This window comes from Kitasatospora sp. NPDC001664, assembly GCF_053596675.1.
The window spans coordinates 126,993-147,140 of sequence record NZ_JBSFGS010000004.1; the positions used below are offsets into that span (position 1 = coordinate 126,993).

A 20,148-nucleotide genomic window follows, 5' to 3' on the forward strand; every position below is an offset into this window, starting at 1 on the left:
CGGCGTCCATGCCGAGGCTTGGCCGTAGTCCACACGGGAGTGGCGGTTAGCGCAAGTACCCGCTCGCCCATCCCACCCAAAGGTTGACGCCTACGAGCGGAACACGCCCGGCGAGAGTGTCAGGAATCACACCGATTTGCCCTTTTCTGTAGCGGTCGAGGATGCTGCGGGGCGACAGGCGCGCGAACCGCGAAGATGACCGAGATACGAACGTCATTCGGGGTACGCACCCGTGCGGGCGTAAAGTCTCCTGTTGGCCCTCACCCCGGACGGCCGCCATCGGTCGACCGGGTGCCTGGAAGAGATTTCAGGACAAGGTCGGACCACCTCTTCGTACCACCCGATGGCGCGCACCAGGGGCAAGGAAGCCTCGCGAGCCATCCGGCCGGCCCGCTGACCAGGCGGAACGGTTACCCATCGGTAGATATGACGGATCTCCCGGACGCGGTACACGATGGAGGCGGCGCGACACACCTCAGTTTCGACCGACAGTGAAGGAACAGCGTGGCTTCCGGATCAGATCGCAACCCGATCATCATTGGCGGCCTTCCGAGTCAGGTCCCGGACTTCGACCCCGAGGAGACCTCGGAGTGGCTCGAGTCCCTTGACGCGGCCATCGACGAGCGGGGACGCGAGCGCGCCCGCTACCTGATGCTCCGTCTGATCGAGCGCGCCCGCGAGAAGCGTGTCGCCGTGCCCGAGATGCGCAGCACGGACTACGTCAACACCATCGCCACCAAGGACGAGCCGTTCTTCCCCGGCAACGAGGAGATCGAGCGCAAGGTCCTGAACGCGACCCGTTGGAACGCGGCGGTGATGGTCTCCCGGGCCCAGCGCCCGGGCATCGGGGTCGGTGGCCACATCGCCACCTTCGCCTCCTCCGCGTCGCTCTACGACGTCGGCTTCAACTACTTCTTCCGGGGCAAGGACGCCGACGGCGAGTCCGGCGACCAGATCTTCTTCCAGGGTCACGCCTCCCCCGGCATCTACGCCCGGGCCTTCCTGCTGGACCGACTGTCCGAGCAGCAGCTGGACTCCTTCCGCCAGGAGAAGTCCAAGGCGCCGTACGGCCTCTCCAGCTACCCGCACCCGCGGCTGATGCCGGACTTCTGGGAGTTCCCCACCGTCTCGATGGGCCTCGGCCCGCTCGGTGCGATCTACCAGGCCCGGATGAACCGCTACCTGGAGCACCGCGGCATCAAGGACACCTCCTCCTCGCACGTCTACGCCTTCCTCGGCGACGGCGAGATGGACGAGCCCGAGTCGCTCGGCCAGCTCTCGCTGGCCGCCCGCGAGGGCCTGGACAACCTGACCTTCGTGGTCAACTGCAACCTGCAGCGCCTCGACGGCCCGGTCCGCGGCAACGGCAAGATCATCCAGGAGCTGGAGTCGCAGTTCCGCGGCGCCGGCTGGAACGTCATCAAGCTGATCTGGGACCGCAGCTGGGACCCGCTGCTGGCCCAGGACCGCGACGGCGTCCTGGTGAACAAGCTGAACACCACGGTGGACGGCCAGTTCCAGACCTACGCCACCGAGACCGGTGCGTACATCCGCGAGCACTTCTTCGGCGGTGACCTGCGGCTGCGCCAGATGGTCGAGAACATGTCCGACCAGCAGATCCAGCACCTGGGTCGCGGCGGCCACGACCACGCCAAGGTCTACGCGGCGTTCAAGGCGGCCCGCGAGCACGTCGGCCAGCCGACCGTGATCCTGGCCCAGACCGTCAAGGGCTGGACCCTCGGCCCGAACTTCGAGGGCCGCAACGCGACCCACCAGATGAAGAAGCTGACGGTCGAGGACCTCAAGCGCTTCCGTGACCGCCTGCACATCCCGATCACGGACAAGCAGCTCGAGGAGGGCTACCCGCCCTACTACCACCCGGGCAAGGACTCCGAAGAGATCCAGTACATGCACGACCGGCGCAAGGAGCTGGGCGGCTACGTGCCGACCCGCAAGGTGCGCCCGCGTCAGCTGGAGCTCCCGGGCGACGACGCCTACAAGGCGGTCAAGAAGGGTTCGGGCAACCAGACCATCGCGACCACGATGGCCTTCGTCCGCGTCCTCAAGGACCTGATGCGGGACAAGGGCATCGGCAACCGCTTCGTGCCGATCGCGCCGGACGAGTACCGCACCTTCGGCATGGACTCGCTCTTCCCGTCCGCCAAGATCTACAACCCGCTCGGCCAGACCTACGAGTCGGTCGACCGCGAGCTGCTGCTGGCGTACAAGGAGTCCCCGACCGGCCAGATGCTGCACGACGGCATCTCCGAGGCCGGCTGCACCGCCTCGCTGATCGCCGCCGGTTCGTCCTACGCGACGCACGGCGAGCCGCTGATCCCGGTCTACGTCTTCTACTCGATGTTCGGGTTCCAGCGCACGGGTGACCAGTTCTGGCAGATGGCCGACCAGCTGTCCCGCGGCTTCGTGATCGGCGCCACCGCGGGCCGCACCACGCTGACCGGTGAGGGCCTCCAGCACGCGGACGGCCACTCGCACCTGCTGGCCTCGACCAACCCCGGCGTGGTGGCCTACGACCCGGCCTACGGGTACGAGATCGCGCACATCATGCAGGACGGCATCAAGCGGATGTACGGCTCCTCGGCCGAGCACCCGCACGGCGAGGACGTGTTCTACTACGTCACCGTCTACAACGAGCCGATCAAGATGCCGGCCGAGCCGGAGAACGTCGACGTCGACGGCATCCTCAAGGGCATCTACAAGCTCAACAAGGGCGAGGCCGGCCAGATCCCGGCGCAGATCCTCGCCTCCGGCGTGGCCGTGCCGTGGGCCCTGGAGGCCCAGCGGATCCTGGCCGAGCAGTGGAACGTCAAGGCCGCGGTGTGGTCGGCGACCTCCTGGAACGAGCTGCGCCGCGACGCGGTGGAGACCGAGGAGTTCAACCTGCTGCACCCGGAGGAGCCGCAGCGCGTCCCGTACGTGACGCAGAAGCTCCAGGGCGCCGAGGGCCCGTTCGTCGCCGTCTCCGACTGGATGCGCGCGGTGCCGGACCAGATCTCGCGCTGGGTGCCGGGCGTCTACCAGTCGCTGGGTGCCGACGGCTTCGGCTTCGCCGACACCCGTGGTGCGGCCCGCCGCTTCTTCCACATCGACGCCGAGTCGATCGTGCTGGGCGTGCTGACCGAGCTGGCCAAGCAGGGCAAGATCGACCGCTCCGCCCTGAAGGACGCGATCGACCGCTACCAGCTGCTCGACGTCACCGCGGCCGACCCGGGCCACGCGGGCGGCGACGCCTGACCGCTCCGGTGAGCTGAAGCGACCGAAGGGCCGGACACTCCTGACGGAGCGTCCGGCCCTTCGGCGTGCCGACGGGGCGTCAGGAGCCGGCCGTGACCAGGTCCCCGCGGTCGCGTGCCCCGGCCTCCTCCCGCGCCGGCGCGGGCGGGGCGGGCTCGGCGGGGGCGGCCAGCACCGCCGCCGCGGCCAGCACGAAGGCCAGGCCGGTGGCGAAGATGCCGAAGATCAGGTGCTTGGTGTTCTCGATCGCCTCGCCGTACATGGCGGTGACGAACTGGGTCGCGGTGGCCCCGGCCAGGCAGATCATCATGGCGAGGAAGGCCTGACGGCGCGGGTTGCCCCGGCTGCGGCGCAGCCACCCGGCACCGGCCAGCGCGAGCGCTGCCTGCAGGCCGAGCACCCAGCCGCCCCCGAGGGTGCGGAGGAAGCCGGTGTAGAGGGCCAGGCGGTGCTCCTGGGCCCCGGCCGGCTTCCCGGCCGACACGGGGTAGGAGCCGAGGTTGTCCGGACGGGCGGCGGCGAAGTCGTCCAGGCCGCCGCGGGCGATCCGCAGGGCGACGCCCGGGTGCTCGGCCAGGTAGCCGGCGATGTTGGCGTAGGTGATGCGGTCCCGGACCTCGGGCCAGCGCGGGTCCTTCTGGGCCGCCTTCTCCCCCCACCAGTTCAGGCCGGCGTACTGGCCGAAGTCGGCCGGCAGGCCCAGCTCGACCGCGTCCTTGGCCGGATCGGGGCTCTTGCCCATGATGCCGACGAAGATCACCTCGGTGCGGTTGATCTCCTTGAACGCCTCCATCTGGTACATCAGCGTGTGCGTACCGGCCGCGCCGATCAGCAGGGCCGCGGCCAGCGGGAGCACCCGGGCCGAGAACCGGCCGGTCAGGCGGGCCACCGGTACCTTGCAGAACAGCAGCAGGGCCAGCAAGGGCACGGCCATGGTCAGCGCCTGCATCTTGGAGGCCACCAGGACGACCGATCCGGCGGTGAAGACCAGCAGCCCCAGCAGCCGGGCCCGACCCGAACCGCCGAGGTGGACGGCTCCGGCCGTGGCGAACAGCAGCCCCGTCAGCCCGGCCAGCTCGCTGTACGGCGTGGCCGCGTAGCCCGCCACCACCGAGTCGCCGACCACCAGGAACAGGGCCGCGCAGACCAGCAGGCGCAGCACCAGGCGACCGCGCAGCGCCACCGCGAAGACCGCGAAGGCCAGGCCGACCAGGGCGCACCAGAGCAGCGCCTGGGCCCTCAGGTCGATCTCCCCCGGGTAGCCCAGCAGGTGGCTGAGCGGACGGGCCAGCATGGGCATCAGCTTGCCGCTGCCCGGGTAGGTGTTCTCCGGCGTGCAGGCCTCCGGCTTGGCCTGGTCGTAGCGGAAGTTGGCCCACTTGAACCACCACCAGGAGCCCTCGTCCAGGTGCACGCTGGTGTCGACGGCGCACATCCGGTACGGCCCGTCGCCGTTGTCGGCCATCCCGATCGGCCCGCCGTGGAAGATCCGGAAGACCATCGCCGCGGTCGCGGCCAGACCCACCAGGGGACCGAACACCCACCACCGGCCGAACAGGGCCGCCGCGCGCCCCGTGGCCGCCGCACCCCGACGGCGCCGCGCCCCCGGGGATCGAACACTTCTTCTCTGGTCACTCACGCGGGCAGATTATTGCACCGGTCATACGAATCCTGACGGGGCGTCGGACGCGGGCGGACGCCCCCGGTAGAGTGCGCTGAATTTCGCACGTACGCACGGGGGACCCGCCTTGCCGAGATACGTATCCGCACACGACGTCACGCTGTACTGGGCCGGGCTGACCGGCTGCTGCACCGCGATGGCCACGGTCTACTTCTGGCGGGGCAGCGCCGCCGAGCCCTGGACCGAGGGGATCGGGTGGGTGCTCGGGCTGGGGTGGCTGATGGTCGTGATGACCCTGGTCGCCCTGGTCGTGACGCTGGCCCGCGGCCTGCACGGGGACGGGCCCAAGGGTTGGTTGGTGGCGGCGGTCTGCGCCGTGCTGGGCGTCGTCCCGGCGTACTTCATCGCCGGGTGGATGCTCACCCCGCCCCCGCCGGGCGACCCGGCCAGCCCGGAGCTGCGGCCGGCCTGGACCGCCTCCGACCCGACCGGCGGGGGCAAGGCGGTGGCGATCTGGCAGCAGGGCGAGACGGTGGTCCGGGTCCGCGAGGACGGGCTGACCGCCTACCGGGCCGGCGACGGCACCCCGCTCTGGACCCTGGCCACGCCCGCCCGGGAGACGGTCTGCGCCGCGGGCACCGACCCGGCCGGGACGGTGGCGGCGGTCGCGCTGAGCCGCTCGCTGGGCGAGTGCGAGAGCGTCCGGGCGGTGGACCTGGGCTCCGGCACCTGGGCCTGGGGCGAGCGGGTCGTCAAGATCACCGACGCGGTGGACCGCGAGCGGCGCGGGCACCAACTGGCCGTCACCGGCGGCACGGTGCTGATCGCCGAGGAGGAGCGGCTGCGCGCCGTGAAGGCCTCCGACGGCACCGAGCTGTGGAGCGGCCCGGCCGCCAAGAACTGCGACAACCTGGCGGTGGCCGCCACCGGGGCGAAGGTCGCGCTGGTCGAGTACTGCCCGGGCACCTACCCGCAGGGCACCGCCGCGCTGCGGATGCTCGGCGCGGCCGACGGCAAGGAGGCGTGGCGGACCTCGCTGGGCACCGAGACCCGCCTCACCGCGCTGCAGCTGCTGAGCGTCCAGCCGCCGGTGGTCCGGGTCCAGGAGCAGGACGGCGCCGGGGTGCACGGCGTGCTCTCCCTCAGCGAGAAGGGTGCGGTGCGGGCCGTGGTCAAGGACGGGGCCGGACCGGACCTGCGCCTGGTCCTGGAGCCCAACAACCAGTCCATCAGCGCACCGGGCCTGCGGGCGGTGGTGACGGGCGATCAGCTGGTCGCCGCCGTCAAGGTCCGGGGCCTCGGCGAGGCGGTCGCCGCCTTCTCGCTGGCCGACGGCGCACAGCGCTGGCTGGTCGACGCGGGCAGCGGGGCGTATGGCCTGGCGGCCGGGACGGACGGGGTGCTGGCGCTGACCGACTACGGGTACGACAACCAGCTGCTGCGGATCGACCCGCAGAACGGGTCGGTGCGCTCGCGGCAGGTCCTGCCGACCGGGCAGAGCTCCGCCACGGCCTGGCTCGGCGGGACGGCGAGCCGGACCCTGATCGGCTACGGGCTGTACGACCCGTCCGTCCCGGTGCTGCGCGGCCTGCCGCGCTGAGGCCGGAGGAGGCCGGAGGAGGCACCGTGCGGGGCGCCCGACGGCACCTGACGGCACCGGACGGGTGCCTGACGGTGCCTCAGCCGGCCGGGACGCCGAGGTCGGACGGCTCGATCTTCGGCTCGACCACCACGAAGCGGCGCTCGCGCTCGTCGTAGTACGTCCGACCGGTCGGCTCCAGCAGGCTGCGGGCCAGCACCCGGGTGACCACTCCGTCCCGCTCCCCGGTGGCGGGCGCGGCCAGCGCGGCCGCCACCGTCCGGTGCATGGCCGTGAGTTCGGCCGGCGGGCTCGCCGGGTCGTAGCTGTCGGTGGACACGTGGTAGACCGGGTGCGGCCGGGCGACGAAGTCGGTGCCCACCTCGAGCGGGAGGAGCACCCGGACGTCGGCGGCCACCGACGGGCGGGCGGCCACCCAGTCCGCGCAGGCGGTGATCAGCCCGGCGTAGGGGGCGGCCAGGGCGGGCGGGAGCAGTCCGTCGAAGCGGCGCACCATGACGCGCGGGGAGCCGGGCGCGGACGGCACGAAGTAGAGCGTCCCGAGCGGGCTGAACAGGAACTTCCGCAGGCCGAGGGCGTCGCTCAGTTCGGAGAAGGTGCGCATCGTCCCGTCCTTGGGCCAGGCTCTCACTGCATGTCGATGACCAGGATCCTGCCACTGTTGGGGGACCAGTGGAGGTTGGCGGAGTTGTCGCGCAGCTTGTCGGCGAGCAGGCGCATGGTCGGGTCGGTGGCCCCCTCCAGGGCCGCGATGGCCTGCCGCCGGGCGGCGGCCACCTCGGGGTCGGCCAGGGCGTTGCGCAGCGGTACCGAGTCCGGGTCGAAGCCGCGCAGCACCCAGTCGTCGGCGACCCGGGTCACCTCGACCACCTCCAGCACCGCGCGCAGCCGGGGGTCGGCCTCGACGCCGGCCCGGGCCCCGCGGAGCAGCCGGACGGAATCGGCCATGTCGCCGAGCCTGACCCGGAACCAGCGCTTGAGGGCCTGGAACCGCTCGGCGCCCAGGAAGAGTTGGCCCTCACCGCCCCGCAGACCGGGGTTCGGCTCCAGGTCCTCGGTGCCCCGGAACCTGCGCAGCTCGGCCTCGAACCCCTCGTGGAAGCGGTCGTCGAACTCCGCCCAGGAGGAGGGGAACCGGGGCACGGCCGCCCGGACGTCCGCGTTCAGCCGCTGCAACTCCCCCTGCGCCACGTCCCGTTCGGCCTTCAGCCGGAGCACCTCGGCAGGGTCGGCGGTCCGCTCGGCCGCCCCGTTCAGCCGCTCCAGGGTCTCCTCCAGCGCTCTCAGCCTGGCTTCCAGGCCCGGTCGTGCGCCCGGCCGTCGGACGTCGGCGAGCAGGGCGCGGATCCGGGCCGCGATGGTGCGGGACCCGGCGATGTCCGCCAACAGCCTTGCCTTGCCGGGCACTTCGGCGGGCACCGTGCGGTTGTCGTCCGGCTCCGGTACCGGCTCACCCTCCCGGGCCCGGCGGACTCCCCGGGCGAAGCGGTCGAGCACCTCGGCCACCGAGTCGGGCACCAGCCGGCGGAGCACTCCGGCGGCCGCCGAGGCCAGCCGGCCGCCGAGCCAGCCGACCGCCACCAGGACCAGCGTGATGCCCAGCGCCAGCGAGCTGTCCGCCATGGCGCCGAAGTCCCGGAGCTTCTCCGCACGGGTCTGACGCGTGGTCAGCAGATCGCCCAGGGCCTTGACGAGGGCGACCGCCTCACCGGCCGCGAAGGAGGCCAGGAAGGCCTCCCCGAGGCCGATCGCCACACCGAACCCGATCCCGGCACCCGCCGCACCGCCCACCCCGAAGCCCCCTGCGGCGCCGGGGGCGGCACCGATGCCGAGCCCCGCCAACGCGCCTCCGATCGCCCCCAGTACCGTGCCGGCCACCGAGCCGCCGCAGGCTCCGACCACGGTGAGCGCGATGGTCACCGGGCCCATCAGGAGCAGCGCGATGTTGTTCAACCGCCGCCACAGGGCGAGCGGGACGTCCAGCAGGTGGTTCTGGTCGGTCCACAGGTCGTGCAGCGCGCCGAGCGGATCGGCCAGGAGGTTCCGGGGGGCGAACAGCGAGGACACCGCCGTCCGGACGTCGCCGCCGATCCCGGTGAGCTCCTCGCCGATCTTCGGCCAGGGCCATACGATGCCGATCAGCGTGTCCAACGCCAGGCGGCGCAGGTCGAGTTGGGCCCACTTCTCGGCCCAGGCCGCGCGCAGACCGGCCCAGACCTCGGCGAGCCCGGTGGTGCTCCGCGGGTCACCGTGCGCGCCGGCGGCGGCCTGCCGCTGTACGGCCGGCCCGGGACCGGCCGACGGACCGTCAGCGGCCTGCACCTGCTCCCGTGACTGCTGCGGTGCCTGTGCCAGGTGCTCGGCCGCCGCCCGCTCGGCGGCGGCGGGCATGCCCTGGCCCACGGTGCCGGCCAGCCGGTCGGCGTACGGCTCCACCGTCGCGGTGGGATCGGCGACCGCCTCCCGGACGGACGCGAGCGGGGCGGCGTACCGGCGCAGGCCGCCTACCAGGCCGCCGATCGGGAACCCCCGGATCCGACGGGTCAGCGAGCGGACGCCGCCGCCGAGCAGGTCGATGCCGTGGACGGCCGCCGTCCGCGCCCCGTCCCAGGCGCCCCGGACCCCCTCGTACGCCGAGACCGCCAGGCGGCGGGCCCCGTTCCAGGCCGCCTCGGCGCGGGCGGTCACCGCCTCGGCCAGACCGCCTGCCCTGGACCGGAGTTCGTCCCACCGGCCGGCCAGTCCGTTCCACAGGCCCTGCCCGGCCGAGAGCACCCGGCCGACGACGCCCCCGAGCAGGCCTCCGCCGCCACCGGTCAGCCCCTCCGCCGTGCGGGTCAGGTCCTGCCACGTCCCGGTGAGCCGCCCGAGCACCGCACCGGCCGCGCCGCGCACCTCACCCACCAGCGCACCGGCCCGGCCGCCCGCCGCGGCGAGGCCCGCCTCGAAGCGGCCGCGCAGCCCGGCCCAGACCCCGGCGATCCGCCCGGTCGCCGCCTGCCCGGCGTCCCGGGCCCCCTGCCCGGCCGTCTCCGCGGCGGTGGCGACGGCGCCCCAGGCGGCCTGGGTGCCGTCCGGATCCAGCTCCAGGACGGAGCCCCGCAGACGGGCGGCGGCGGTGTGCACGCCACCGACCAGCTGTCCGATCCGCCGGCGGACGGCGGCCGCCAGCTCGGCGAGTGCGCCGCGCCCGCTGTCCCAAGCCGTGTCGAGACCCCCGGCCAGGGCCGCGCCGGCGGCGGCGAGCGTCTCCCCGGCCGTGCCCGCGCGGGCGCGCACGGCGGTGAAGGCCTCGCCGGCCGTGGCGCTCAGCGCGCTCCACCCGGACCGCAGCCGGTCGACCACGCCCGCGACGCGGCGACGGGCGGAGGCGAGCAACCCGCCCTCGTCCTCGGCGCGTTGGACCGGTACCCGGGCCCAGGACAGTGGCTCGGCCAGGGACAGTGGCTCGGCCCGGGACAGTGGCTCGGCCCGGGCCACCGGAGCGAGAGGGACCGCAGGGGTGGTGGTGGCGGCAGCGGGCCGGGCGCTCAGCCAGGCTGCGGCTGCGCGGTTTCCGGCGGCCTTCTGCAGGGCGAGCAGCGCGTGCGGCCCGGCCGGGGCTCCACCGGGCACGGGGGTCGGCGGGGCGGCGGCGGGCGCCTGGGCGAGCGGTCTACGGGCGGGTGACCGCTCGGGGTCGGCGGCCCCGGGGCCACGGGGCGCTGGTGTCGGCATCCGCCCTCCCGTGTCCGCAGACCCTCACGGACAGGGTCGCGTCCGCCCGGACCCCCGACCAACGCGGTCGGGGGCAGCCGGACGGGAAGGCCGCGTCGCCCGATCGGGCAGCGGAGGGGGGAACGGGAGCGGCTCCGTTCCCCCCTGACCGTGGGTCGGACGACCGTGCGTCAGATGTGCACGGCCGGACCGGCGTCGTTCGCGCCCTTCTTGGTGAGCAGGCCGAGCAGGGCCGCCGCGAAGGCGACCGCCGCGGCGGCGGCGAAGGCCAGCGACATGCCGCTGACGAAGGACTCGTGGACGGCGCTGGCCATGCCCTGGACCACCTGGTCCGGGGTGCCGGCCGGGGACGGCGGGACGATGCCGAGCTGGGCGGCCTGGTCGAGGCCGGCCTGCTGCTCGGGGCCGAGCGGCGGCAGGCCCGCCTTCGCCCAGTTGCCCGGCAGCACGTCGGTGACCTTCGCGGCCATCACCGCGCCGAGCACGGCGGTGCCCAGGCTGCCGCCGACCTGCATGGCGGCCTGCTGGAGTCCGCCCGCGACGCCGGAGAGCTCCAGCGGGGCGTTGCCGACGATCACCTCGGTGGCACCGACCATGACGGGGCTGATGCCCAGGCCCATCAGCACGAACCAGAGCGACATCACGCCGTTGCCCGAGTCGGTGGTGAGGGTGGACATCCCGTACATGGCCACGGTGGTGAGCGTCATGCCGACCACGATCGGGATCCGCGGGCCGACCTTGCCGATCGCGGCACCGGCCGCCGGAGCACCGATGATCATCATGCCGGTCATCGGCAGCAGGTGGACCCCCGCGTCGACCGGGGCCATCCCGTGGACGTTCTGGAGGTAGAAGGTCACGAAGAAGATGGCGCCGAAGAAGGCGAAGGCCATCAGGACCATCAGCAGCACACCGGCCGAGAGCGGCACCGAACGGAACAGGCTGAGCGGGATCAGCGGCTCCTTCGCCCGGGTCTGCCAGAGCGCGAAGAGCACCAGGGCGAGCACCGCGCCGCCGAGGAAGAGCAGGGTGGAGACGTCGCCCCAGCCCCAGCTCGGGGCCTTGATGATGCCCCAGACCAGGGCGAACATGGCCACCGAGAGCAGGGCGATGCCGGGCAGGTCGAAGGACTTCACCGCGTTCTCGGAGCGGACGTCACGCAGGATCAGCAGGCCGAGCAGGACGGCCGCGATGCCGACCGGCACGTTGATCCAGAACACCGACTGCCAGCTCACGTGCTCGACCAGCAGGCCGCCGACGATCGGGCCGGCCGCGGTGGAGGCGCCGATGACGCCGGCCCAGATGCCGATCGCCATGTTGAGCTTCTCGGCCGGGAAGGCGCCGCGCAGCAGGCCGAGCGCGGCCGGCTGGAGCAGCGCGCCGAACAGGCCCTGCAACACCCGGAAGGCGATGACCAGTTGGATGTTGGTGGCGAAGCCGATGGCGGCCGAGGTGACCGCGAAGCCGGCCGCGCCGACCAGGAAGGTGCCCTTGTGGCCGAACCGGTCACCGATCTTGCCGGCGGTGATCAGGAAGACCGCGAGCGCCAGCAGGTAGCCGCTGGTCACCCACTGGATGTCGGCCGGCGAGGCCCCCAGGTCGGTCTGGATGGCCGGGTTGGCGATCGCCACCACGGTGCCGTCGAGGGCCACCATCATCACGCCGACGGCGACGGTGAGCAGGGTCAGCCAGGGATGGCCCTGGAAGCGGGCGAGGCCGCCACCACCGCCCGGGGCGCTGCTCGGCCGGGACGGACCGGCCGCCTCGGCGCTCTTGGTCAGGGACTGGCTCATGTCTGACGGACCCTCCGGGCTCGCTGCGGGATGACTCTGCCGATGGCGGTGACGCCCCGGCCCACCCGTCCCCACGAGTCGTCCGGCCTGGCGGGCGTCACCGCCGTGCGAGATTATGTCAGCCTCTGACATTCGGCAAACACTGCCTTGTGCTGATGCCTGACTTGTGCAGGGAGCTGCCATTTGTCAGCGCGCTATCGTTGTCAGCACCGATCCACCAGTCCCGGAGGCCCCGCCGCATGGCCGTGCAGCCCACCTCGCCCGCCACCGCCACGGACGGTTGCCGGATCCTCGGCCTGCGCGAGCGGAAGAAGCAGCGCACCCGGGACGCCCTGGTCTCCGCCGCCCACCGGCTCTTCCTGGAGCACGGCTACGCCCGCACCACCATCGACGAGATCGCCACCGCGGTGGACGTCTCGCAGCGCACCTTCTTCCGCTACTTCGCCAACAAGGAGGAGGTCGCCCTCGCCGTCCTGGCCGACGCCGAGGACCACTTCATCACGACCCTCAGGGCCCGCCCCGCCGAGGAGAACCCCCTTCAGGCGCTGCGCAGTTCGATCGTCCTGACCTGGCGCGACCTCTCCACCTCCGACGGCGACCAGGGCATCACCGCCGCCCTCGAACTCATCCAGCTGATCGAGGAGACCCCGACGCTGCTCGCCGCCCACCTGCGTCGGATCACCGACCAGGAGCGGCTGGTGGCCCAGCTGATCGCCACCCGCGAGGGCCTCGACCCCGCCGTCGACCTGCGGCCGCGGGTGCTCGCCGCCGTCTTCGGCGGGGTGCTGCGCAGCGCCCATCTGGCCTGGAGCGGGGGCGAGTCCGGGCCCGGCCCCGAGGGCATGATCGCCGTCATCGAGTCCCACTTCGACCAGCTCGGCCCGGCCCTGGCCGGCGACTGGCGCTGACCCTCACTGACGGCGCGTCACCGCCGGTCGCGCGCCCCTCAGCGGGCGGTGGCGCGGGTGGCCGCCTCCGTGCGCGGTGGAGCCGGGCGAGGTGCGGCCGCGCTCGGCGCCGCCGGGTTCGGCGCCGCCGGGCCACGGAGCGGGAGGGGGTGGCTGAGCACCAGGCTGGTGGTGGTGCTGCCGAGCCGGGCCAGCTCGTCCACCAGCTCCTCCAGGTGGGCCGTGGAGGTGGCCGCGACCTTGAGGACGTAGCAGTCGTCGCCGGTGGTGCGCAGGCACTCCAGGATCTCCGGACGCTCCGCCAGCAGGCGCCGCAGCGGCTCGTGCCGGCTCCCCGGTCCCGGGTACTTGAGCCGCACCACGGCCGGCACCGGGTACCCCGCGCGCGCCAGGTCCACCTCGGCCCGGTAGCCGGTCACCACCCCGGACGCCTCCAGCCTCCGCACCCGCTCGGTGGTCGCCGAGGCGCTCAGGTTCACCCGCCGGGCCAGCTCGGTGAAGGCGATCCGGCCGTCCCGCTGGAGCTCGGTGAGGATCGCCCAGTCGGTCGGGTCGAGGATCTCGGTCATCCGGTGAATCTACCGGGGAATCCCCGGCCGATCGGCGATCATGCCGGGAGGAAGCCCTTCTGACGGACCGTCCGGACTGCGTAGTTTTGACGGCGTGAAGATCGGTGTGAACGTCCCCAACTTCGGCCCGGGCACCGACCCGGGCATGCTCCGCGCCTGGGCCTCGACCGTGGAGGACCTCGGCTTCGACCTGCTGATGGTCTCCGACCACGTCGCCGTCACCCCCGACGTGGCCGAGCGCTACCCCGACCCCTTCTACGAACCCTTCACCACCCTCTCCTGGCTGGCCGGACTGACCGGCCGGGTGCGGTTGGGCACGACCGTGCTGGTCGCCCCGTACCGGCACCCGCTGCTCACCGCCCGGATGGCCACGAATCTGCGCGACCTGAGCGGCGGGCGGCTGGTGCTGGGGGTGGGGGTGGGCTGGGCCCGGCAGGAGTTCGAGGCGCTGGGCGTCCCGTTCGAGCGGAGGGGGCGGCTGACGGACGAGGTCCTGCGGGTGTTGCGCTCCGAGGCACCGGACGTCCCCCTGTGGGTCGGCGGCAACAGCGAGGCGGGGACGCGGCGGGCGGTGCGGTACGGCGACGCCTGGCATCCGATGCGCTGCACCCTGCCGTGGCTGCGCGAGGCCGCCGGCCGGCTGGCGGCCACGGCCGCCGAACAGGACCGGCCGCGGCCCGCGCTGGCACCTCGGATCAAGCTGAAGATCACTACCGCCCCCGACCCGGCCCCGGAGCGCCTGGCCGGGGTCGGCAGCCTCGACCAGGTGCTCGACGATCTCACCCAACTCCGGCTGCTGGGCTGCGAGTCCGTCCTCCTCGACACCTACGGGGGCGACCCGGCGGAGACCCTCTCCCCCGAGAGCGCCTGGCGCGACCTGGCCACCGTGGCCGCCCATCTGCTCCCCCGAGAGGAGAACCCGTGACCACCCCCGATGACCTCCCCCTGCTGCGCCGCGCGATCGCCCTCGCCGCCGAGGCCTCCGACGGCGGGAACCCGCCGTTCGGCTCCCTGCTGGCCTCGCCGGAGGGCGTGGTGCTGGCCGAGGAGCGGAACACCACGCTGACGGACCGGGACATCACCGCCCACCCCGAGCTCAAGCTGGCCCGTTGGGCCGCACGGGAGTTGACGCCGGAGGCGGCGGCTGCGACGACGATGTACACCAGCTGCGAACCGTGCGGCATGTGCGCGGCCGCCATCCAGGTGGCCGGCCTGCGGCGGGTCGTCTTCGCCCTCTCCGGCGAGCAGCTCCTCACCATCCGCCCCGGCAGCGGACGGCAGCCCGTCCCGCAGGACGGCCCCGCCCTGTGGGAGGAGGTCCGGGCGGCGGTCGAGCCGTACTACCACCGCTGACCGGGCGTCAGTCGCCGCGCTCCCGGAAGACCCGGGGCGGCAGCGGCTCGACGGGTACGCGGCGGACGCCGTCGACGTGGTCGTAGCGGTAGAAGCGGGCCGTCTCGGTGGAGACGCCGGCCCGTTCGGCGATCTCGTGCCAGAACGCTCCGGTGGCGTAGGCGGCGCGGGCCGCGAGGCGTAACTCGTGGTTGACGGCGACGAGTCGGCTCCTGAGCTCGGCCTTGCGGACCGCGACCGCCGCCACCTCGGCGAGGGCCTCCTCACGGCGGGCGCGTTCGCGCTGCTGACGGGAATTCAACCGGCTTCCTCCTCGGTGTCCGGAACGGCCACGAGGCAGTCCGGATCGGTCTCCCACTCGCAACCGCCACCCACGGGGCGGAGGTAGGCCGCCTTCCCGAGGGTGTCCCGGTACTCCCCCACCCGCCCCGACCTGGTGTCGGTCACCAGTTCGCCGACCTGTGGGCGGCCGTCGGCCCTGCTGCGCTTGGTCACGGGATGACTCCTCTGTGTGGTCGTTCGGCCTCCACGATGGCGGTCCGCCGGCTACGCTCGGAAGGATTTCAACTGGACAGTGGGGGCTGTTGATGAATCTCCGCGACCTGGACCCGTCGGCGTCGCCCTTGGCCGCGTTCGGCATGCAGCTACGGCGCAGCCGGAAGGCGAGGGGCCTGTCGCAGGCCGACCTGGGACGCAGGCTCAGCTGCTCCGACTCGTACGTCTCGTACATCGAGCGCGCGGAGCGGCAGCCCCCGCCGTGGTTCGCCCCGAAGGCGGACGAGGTCCTGGAGACCGGCGGGACGCTGGAGTTGATGTGGTGGCAGCTCCAGCACTCGATGCTGATCGAGGGCTTCCCGGAGTACGCGCGCGAGGAGGCGAAGGCCGCGGAGATCCGGGTCTTCGAACTCGGCGTCATCCCGGGGCTGCTCCAGACCGAGGGTTACGCCAACGCCTACGGCCTCGCCCCGGTCGGGTGGGGCGACGTCACGCGGGAACAGGCCGAGGAACGGATCGGCTTCCTGCTCGCCCGGCAGACCCTGCTCACCCGGAAGGACGGCCCGCTCGTCTACGCCGTCCTGGACGAGAGCTGCCTGCACCGCCCGATCGGCGGCCCCACCGTGATGACCCAGCAGCTCGCACACCTCGAACGGCTGGCGGAACGGCCCGACTTGGTGCTCCAGATCGCGCCGCACCGGCTCGCGGAACGACGGCCGCTCAGTGACACGCTGTGGCTTCTCACGATGCCGGACCGCACCGTACTCGGCTATACCGAGACTTTCCAACGCGGGTACCTGGAACGGGAGAAATCCACCGTTGCCAAGTGGGAGCGGCTCTATGCTCGGCTCCAGATCGAGGCACTGTCGCGGACGGACTCGCTGGCCCTCATCCGCGAGGTACGAGAGGACATGGAACATGCGCGCTAACCCGGATCACCTCGTCTGGCGCAAGAGCTCGTACAGCGGACAGGGCGGCGAGTGCGTCGAGGTGGCCGACCACGTCCCCGGGCTCGTCCCCGTCCGGGACTCCAAGGACCCCGACGGGCCCGCCCTGCTGTTTCCCGCCGTTTCGTTCTCCGCCTTCGTCCGAGCCGTGAAGGCCGGGCAGTTCGGCTGACCCAGTTCGGTGGAATCCGCTCCGGCGGTGGGGTCGCGTCGGCACAATCGTCTGCGTGTCCGACTATCTCGAGTTCACCTTTGACGATGGTTCAGCCGTGCTGTTGCGGACCTTCCCGGTCACGTCCGCCGCGCCAGCCGAGCCCGCCCCCGCCAACCTGCCGCCCGGCCTGGGTGGTGGGACGCCCGTGGGGCGGCGGGCGGAGGAGCTGGGCGAGCGGCTGACCGCGCTCGGGGAGGGGGCGCTGCGGACGGCGTTGAGTCCGCTGGTGCCGCTGCTGCAGCAGGTGCACGACACGGTGGCGTCGGTGCCGAGCCGGCCGCACGAGGTGTCGGTGGAGTTCGGGGTACAGCTCGGGGCGGACCTGAAGCTGGGCGTGGTGGGCGGTAGTGCGGAGGCGAGCCTGACGGTCTCGGCGACCTGGCAGCTCGCGCCGCGTGCTGCAGCTGCGGAGCCCGGCGCGGCCGGCTGACCGGGCGTGGGGTGGTTCGACGGATCCGATGCGGCCGAGACGGGAATCCGTGCGGCGTTCGTGTCGGTGATGGGCCCCGACGGGCAGCCGGTGGGCGGTGGGGTGTACCTGCACGGCCGGCTGCTGCTGACCTGTGCCCACGTGGTGAACGCCGCGCTGGGAAGGGGCCTGTTCGAGGTCTCCGACCCCACCGCGACGGCGGCGCTGCGGGTCGCCTTCCGCGCAGGGGCCGCGGCCGCGGCCCCGCCCGGGAGTGCCCGTGTCGAGGCCTGGCTCGCTCCCCGCGCGGCCGACGGCGGCCCCGCGCCCGAGGGTGCCGTGGAGTGGCTGGGCGACCTGGCGGTGCTGCGGCTGGACGCGGACCCGCCCCCGGACGCCTTCCCGCAGTCCTGGGCCGCGATGACGGTGGGTCAGCAGCTCCGTGCCTGGTACGGCACCGGCCAGGCGGTCTCGGCGACCTCGACCACCGTCCAGGTCTGCGAACCGGACCGCAGCTACGTGGACGCGGCGGCCTCCGGGCCGGCCATCGGCCCCGGGTACAGCGGCGGGCCGCTCTGGTCGGCGGCGGACCAGGCCGTGGTCGGGCTGGTGGCGGGGCAGCTGCGCGGTACCGGCGGCTTCGGTGACCGCAGTCTGGTGCTCTCCTGGCAGACCGTCAGGGGCGAGCTGGAGCGGGCCCTCGGCCCCGCCCGGGCCGTCGCGCTGCTGCTGCCCGCTCACCCGGCGCCGGCCGCTGCACTCCAGGACGGTCTCCCGGAACTCTCGGACCTCCTGGGCGAATTGTTCCCCGGAACCACCGAACGGGCCGACGGCGCCGCCCACCTGGCCGCGCTGTTCGAGCTCGGCCAGGGCCCGGCCGGCACCGCACCGTCCGTCGAACGGATGGCGGCCCTGCTGCTCACCGAACCGCGTGCGCTGGCCGCCCTGGCGGAGTACCGCCGCCACAGCCGCCCCGACCAGGCGTCCCGGCTACTGGGCCTGGGACACGAGTTGGCGGTACCCGGCCTGCTGTCACCGGAGCAGTACGGCCGACTGGTGGCCATGCTGGAGAAGGCCCTGGAGCCGCCCGCCCCCGGGCTGCCCTCATTGGCCAGACTGGTGGCCGCCGCGCTGCCCTGGGTGGACCTCCCGCCCGCACTGCTCACCGGCCCCGTGCCGGAGGGGTGCGGCAGCCGGACGGCTGCCCTGGTCCGGCACCTGGAGACCTATCGGCCCGGGAAGCTGCTGCGCTTCGTGGAGTACGTGGCCGCCGCACTCGGCACCCGGGGCGAGACCGCCCTGGCCCGCCGGCTCCACACCTGGAACGAGAACACCGCTGACCGTCTCGGCGTCTCCCTCGATGCGCTGCGGGACTACCGTGCGGACGCCGGGGACTGGCCGGGCGCCGCGGCCGAGGAAGGTACTGAGCGCGGCACGCCCCGGTTGGTGGTCCGGCTGACCAGGTACCAGCACTCCGGTGCCGGACGGTTCCGCTGCGCGCTCTGGGCGGACCACGGCGACGGGGAGCTGCACCCGGTGGACGGTCCGGGCGGGCGCCCGGGCACTCCGGAGGAGGTGGCCCGGGACCTCCGTGCGGTGATGGCGGAGTGGGAGGACGGGGGCGAAGACCCGTACCCGACCGTCGAGTTCGTGCTGGACAAGGAGGAGCTCGGGCTGGCGGTCGAGGAGTGGGACACCGCCCACCCGGAGGAGCTGGCCGACGGGGACGAGCCGCGCCCGCTGGGCACCGTCCACCCGGTGGTGGTCCGGCTGGCGCTGGACCTCGACCCGGTCCGCAGCCGCGAGCGGGCCAAGGCCCTGGCCTTCCGGTGGCGTTGGCGGACGGTCAGCCCGCCGCTGCACCTGGACGGCGAGCACCAGGAGCCCCGGCAGGTGGCCAGCGCACTGCTCAGCCACCGGGCGGCCAGCTGCGTGGTCCTGGGCGGACCGGACCGGGAGCGCCGGGTGCTGCTCGCGGTGAAGTGCCTGCGGATGGGGGTGCCGGTGGTGATCTGGGACCGCGTCGCCGACGGGTCGCTGCCGGCCGGGCACTTCGCGCCGATCGACCCCGGCGGCCCCGAACACTCGCTCCCCGAACGGGTCCGGAGCTACCGGGCCGGTGCCTTCGGGTACGCGGAACGCTTCCCGCTGCGCCCGGTGCTGGCCCGCGAGGACCCGACCAGGCCACTGCCGCAGACCCTCGCCCTGACCGACCCGGAGGAGAGACCGTGAACGCTGGACCGCCCGAGCCGGCCGACCCCGCCGACGCGGCCGACCCCGCCCCCGACGAGGACGCGGCCGACACCTGGAGGATCTTCCGCGGGGACGGGCGTCCGCGCTCCCCCGCCCTACCGCCGGTACCGCCCTGGCGCCGGCTCGGCGGCCCGGCCGCCGCGGGCGGCGGGCCGCGCCCGTACCGGATCGACCCGGCGCACGTGGACGTGGTCAACGCCGCGTTGCAGCTGCGCCGTCCGCTGCTGGTCACCGGCCGCCCCGGCACCGGGAAGACCTCCCTGGCGCACGCCCTGGCCCACGAGCTGAGCCTGGGTCAGGTGCTGCACTGGCCGGTCAACAGCCGCTCCAACCTGCCCGAGGCGCTCTACCGGTACGACGCCATCGGCCGGCTGCGGGAGGCCACCCTGGCCCGGGAGACCGGCCGGGCCCGGTCCGAGCCGGACATCGGCGCGTTCCTGCGGCTCGGGCCGGTCGGCACCGCGCTGGTCGCGGCCGGGCGTCCCCGGGTGCTGCTGGTGGACGAGCTGGACAAGGGCGACGTCGACCTGCCCAACGACCTGCTGACGGTCTTCGAGGAGGGCAGCTTCGAGATCCCGGAGCTGGCCCGGCTGCCCGAGGACCAGTCCGAGGTCCGGGTGCTGACCGCCGATCCGGGCCGGGCGACCGTGCCGGTGACCCGGGGCCAGGTGCACTGCACCGAGTTCCCGGTCGTGGTGATCACCAGCAACGGCGAGCGGGACTTCCCGCCCGCCTTCCTGCGCCGCTGCCTCCGGCTCGAACTGCCGGACCCCGACGCGGCGGCCCTGCGCGAGATCGTCGAGGCCCATCTGGGCGTCGGGGCGATGGCGGGGGCGGAGGACGTGCTGGCCGAGTTCCTGGAGCGGCGCACGCACCGGGAGTTGGCCACCGACCAACTGCTGAACGCGGTCTTCCTCCGCAAGGGTGGGGTGGACCTGGACGCGCACCGGCTGCTGGAGTCGGTCCTGCACAACCTGGGCGGCACGGTTTGATCCGCCGGGGCACCGACGGCGGGAG

At 73.4% G+C, this 20,148-nt stretch carries 17 protein-coding genes; 10 read left to right on the plus strand and 7 right to left on the minus strand.

Features of this window, described 5'->3' with window-relative positions:
- Positions 1 to 504 precede the first annotated feature (504 nt).
- The gene (aceE, locus tag ACWCYY_RS07605; protein ID WP_449795427.1) at positions 505 to 3,255 is read left to right on the plus strand and encodes a pyruvate dehydrogenase (acetyl-transferring), homodimeric type; all 2,751 of its coding nucleotides are present in this window, start codon (positions 505 to 507) and stop codon (positions 3,253 to 3,255) included.
- 79 nt (positions 3,256 to 3,334) lie between these two features.
- Here aceE and wsfD read toward each other — a convergent pair whose 3' ends face one another.
- Positions 3,335 to 4,780 (minus strand): glycan biosynthesis hexose transferase WsfD, encoded by a 1,446-nt coding sequence (wsfD, locus tag ACWCYY_RS07610; RefSeq protein WP_449795428.1) that lies wholly within the window; start codon positions 4,778 to 4,780, stop codon positions 3,335 to 3,337.
- Positions 4,781 to 5,003: 223 nt separating this feature from the next.
- On the opposite strand from wsfD, the gene ACWCYY_RS07615 reads away from it, so the two are divergent.
- Positions 5,004 to 6,476, plus strand: a complete 1,473-nt coding sequence (locus ACWCYY_RS07615; protein ID WP_449795429.1) for an outer membrane protein assembly factor BamB family protein — start codon at positions 5,004 to 5,006, stop codon at positions 6,474 to 6,476.
- 79 nt (positions 6,477 to 6,555) lie between these two features.
- Here the strand turns inward: ACWCYY_RS07615 and ACWCYY_RS07620 are convergent, their stop codons facing one another.
- The 3 genes from ACWCYY_RS07620 to ACWCYY_RS07630 form a co-directional block, all read right to left on the minus strand.
- Positions 6,556 to 7,080 (minus strand): hypothetical protein, encoded by a 525-nt coding sequence (locus ACWCYY_RS07620; protein WP_449795430.1) that lies wholly within the window; start codon positions 7,078 to 7,080, stop codon positions 6,556 to 6,558.
- Between the two features lie 23 nt (positions 7,081 to 7,103).
- Positions 7,104 to 10,193 (minus strand): hypothetical protein, encoded by a 3,090-nt coding sequence (locus ACWCYY_RS07625; protein WP_449795431.1) that lies wholly within the window; start codon positions 10,191 to 10,193, stop codon positions 7,104 to 7,106.
- Between the two features lie 170 nt (positions 10,194 to 10,363).
- Entirely contained in the window at positions 10,364 to 11,983 is a 1,620-nt protein-coding gene (locus tag ACWCYY_RS07630; RefSeq protein WP_345285057.1) for an MFS transporter, read from the minus strand.
- A gap of 239 nt (positions 11,984 to 12,222) precedes the next feature.
- Here ACWCYY_RS07630 and ACWCYY_RS07635 point away from each other — a divergent pair, with 239 nt between their 5' ends.
- A complete protein-coding gene (locus ACWCYY_RS07635) occupies positions 12,223 to 12,891 on the plus strand; it encodes a TetR/AcrR family transcriptional regulator (protein ID WP_449795432.1) in 669 nt (222 codons plus the stop codon).
- Positions 12,892 to 12,929: 38 nt separating this feature from the next.
- On the opposite strand, the gene ACWCYY_RS07640 is transcribed toward ACWCYY_RS07635, so the two are convergent.
- Entirely contained in the window at positions 12,930 to 13,460 is a 531-nt protein-coding gene (locus ACWCYY_RS07640) for an Lrp/AsnC family transcriptional regulator (protein WP_449795433.1), read from the minus strand.
- 94 nt (positions 13,461 to 13,554) lie between these two features.
- Between ACWCYY_RS07640 and ACWCYY_RS07645 the strand changes: the two genes are divergently transcribed.
- The gene (locus ACWCYY_RS07645; RefSeq protein WP_449795434.1) at positions 13,555 to 14,385 is read left to right on the plus strand and encodes an LLM class flavin-dependent oxidoreductase; all 831 of its coding nucleotides are present in this window, start codon (positions 13,555 to 13,557) and stop codon (positions 14,383 to 14,385) included.
- Positions 14,382 to 14,813: a nucleoside deaminase gene (locus tag ACWCYY_RS07650; RefSeq protein ID WP_449795435.1), complete on the plus strand. Its 432-nt coding sequence runs from the start codon at positions 14,382 to 14,384 to the stop codon at positions 14,811 to 14,813. Before ACWCYY_RS07645 ends, ACWCYY_RS07650 begins: the two co-directional genes overlap by 4 nt.
- Positions 14,814 to 14,820: 7 nt before the next feature.
- Here the strand turns inward: ACWCYY_RS07650 and ACWCYY_RS07655 are convergent, their stop codons facing one another.
- Positions 14,821 to 15,114: a hypothetical protein gene (locus ACWCYY_RS07655; protein ID WP_449795436.1), complete on the minus strand. Its 294-nt coding sequence runs from the start codon at positions 15,112 to 15,114 to the stop codon at positions 14,821 to 14,823.
- The gene (locus tag ACWCYY_RS07660) at positions 15,111 to 15,308 is read right to left on the minus strand and encodes a hypothetical protein (protein ID WP_449795437.1); all 198 of its coding nucleotides are present in this window, start codon (positions 15,306 to 15,308) and stop codon (positions 15,111 to 15,113) included. The genes ACWCYY_RS07655 and ACWCYY_RS07660 overlap by 4 nt, the downstream gene beginning before the upstream one ends.
- Positions 15,309 to 15,400: 92 nt before the next feature.
- Here ACWCYY_RS07660 and ACWCYY_RS07665 point away from each other — a divergent pair, with 92 nt between their 5' ends.
- The 5 genes from ACWCYY_RS07665 (at position 15,401) to ACWCYY_RS07685 (ending at position 20,123) form a co-directional block, all read left to right on the plus strand.
- Positions 15,401 to 16,237: a helix-turn-helix domain-containing protein gene (locus ACWCYY_RS07665; protein ID WP_449795438.1), complete on the plus strand. Its 837-nt coding sequence runs from the start codon at positions 15,401 to 15,403 to the stop codon at positions 16,235 to 16,237.
- Positions 16,227 to 16,427, plus strand: a complete 201-nt coding sequence (locus ACWCYY_RS07670; protein WP_345285041.1) for a DUF397 domain-containing protein — start codon at positions 16,227 to 16,229, stop codon at positions 16,425 to 16,427. The genes ACWCYY_RS07665 and ACWCYY_RS07670 overlap by 11 nt, the downstream gene beginning before the upstream one ends.
- 55 nt (positions 16,428 to 16,482) lie before the next feature.
- Positions 16,483 to 16,899, plus strand: coding sequence for a CU044_2847 family protein (locus ACWCYY_RS07675; RefSeq protein WP_449795439.1), 417 nt, complete (start codon positions 16,483 to 16,485; stop codon positions 16,897 to 16,899).
- Between the two features lie 69 nt (positions 16,900 to 16,968).
- Complete coding sequence (locus ACWCYY_RS07680; protein ID WP_449795440.1) at positions 16,969 to 19,110, plus strand: VMAP-C domain-containing protein; 2,142 nt, start codon at positions 16,969 to 16,971, stop codon at positions 19,108 to 19,110.
- Positions 19,111 to 19,190: 80 nt separating this feature from the next.
- Positions 19,191 to 20,123, plus strand: a complete 933-nt coding sequence (locus ACWCYY_RS07685) for an AAA family ATPase (RefSeq protein WP_449795545.1) — start codon at positions 19,191 to 19,193, stop codon at positions 20,121 to 20,123.
- The last annotated feature ends 25 nt before the right edge of the window (positions 20,124 to 20,148 follow it).

Excerpts from the sequence above, each read along its gene's own strand:
- ACWCYY_RS07640 (WP_449795433.1), bottom strand. The coding sequence starts at position 13,460 with ATGACCGAGATCCTCGACCCGACCGACTGGGCGATCCTCACCGAGCTC.
- ACWCYY_RS07620 (WP_449795430.1), bottom strand. The coding sequence starts at position 7,080 with ATGCGCACCTTCTCCGAACTGAGCGACGCCCTCGGCCTGCGGAAGTTC.
- ACWCYY_RS07680 (WP_449795440.1), top strand. The coding sequence starts at position 16,969 with ATGGGCCCCGACGGGCAGCCGGTGGGCGGTGGGGTGTACCTGCACGGC.
- ACWCYY_RS07630 (WP_345285057.1), bottom strand. The coding sequence starts at position 11,983 with ATGAGCCAGTCCCTGACCAAGAGCGCCGAGGCGGCCGGTCCGTCCCGG.
- ACWCYY_RS07665 (WP_449795438.1), top strand. The coding sequence starts at position 15,401 with ATGAATCTCCGCGACCTGGACCCGTCGGCGTCGCCCTTGGCCGCGTTC.
- ACWCYY_RS07670 (WP_345285041.1), top strand. The coding sequence starts at position 16,227 with ATGCGCGCTAACCCGGATCACCTCGTCTGGCGCAAGAGCTCGTACAGC.
- ACWCYY_RS07635 (WP_449795432.1), top strand. The coding sequence starts at position 12,223 with ATGGCCGTGCAGCCCACCTCGCCCGCCACCGCCACGGACGGTTGCCGG.
- ACWCYY_RS07625 (WP_449795431.1), bottom strand. The coding sequence starts at position 10,193 with ATGCCGACACCAGCGCCCCGTGGCCCCGGGGCCGCCGACCCCGAGCGG.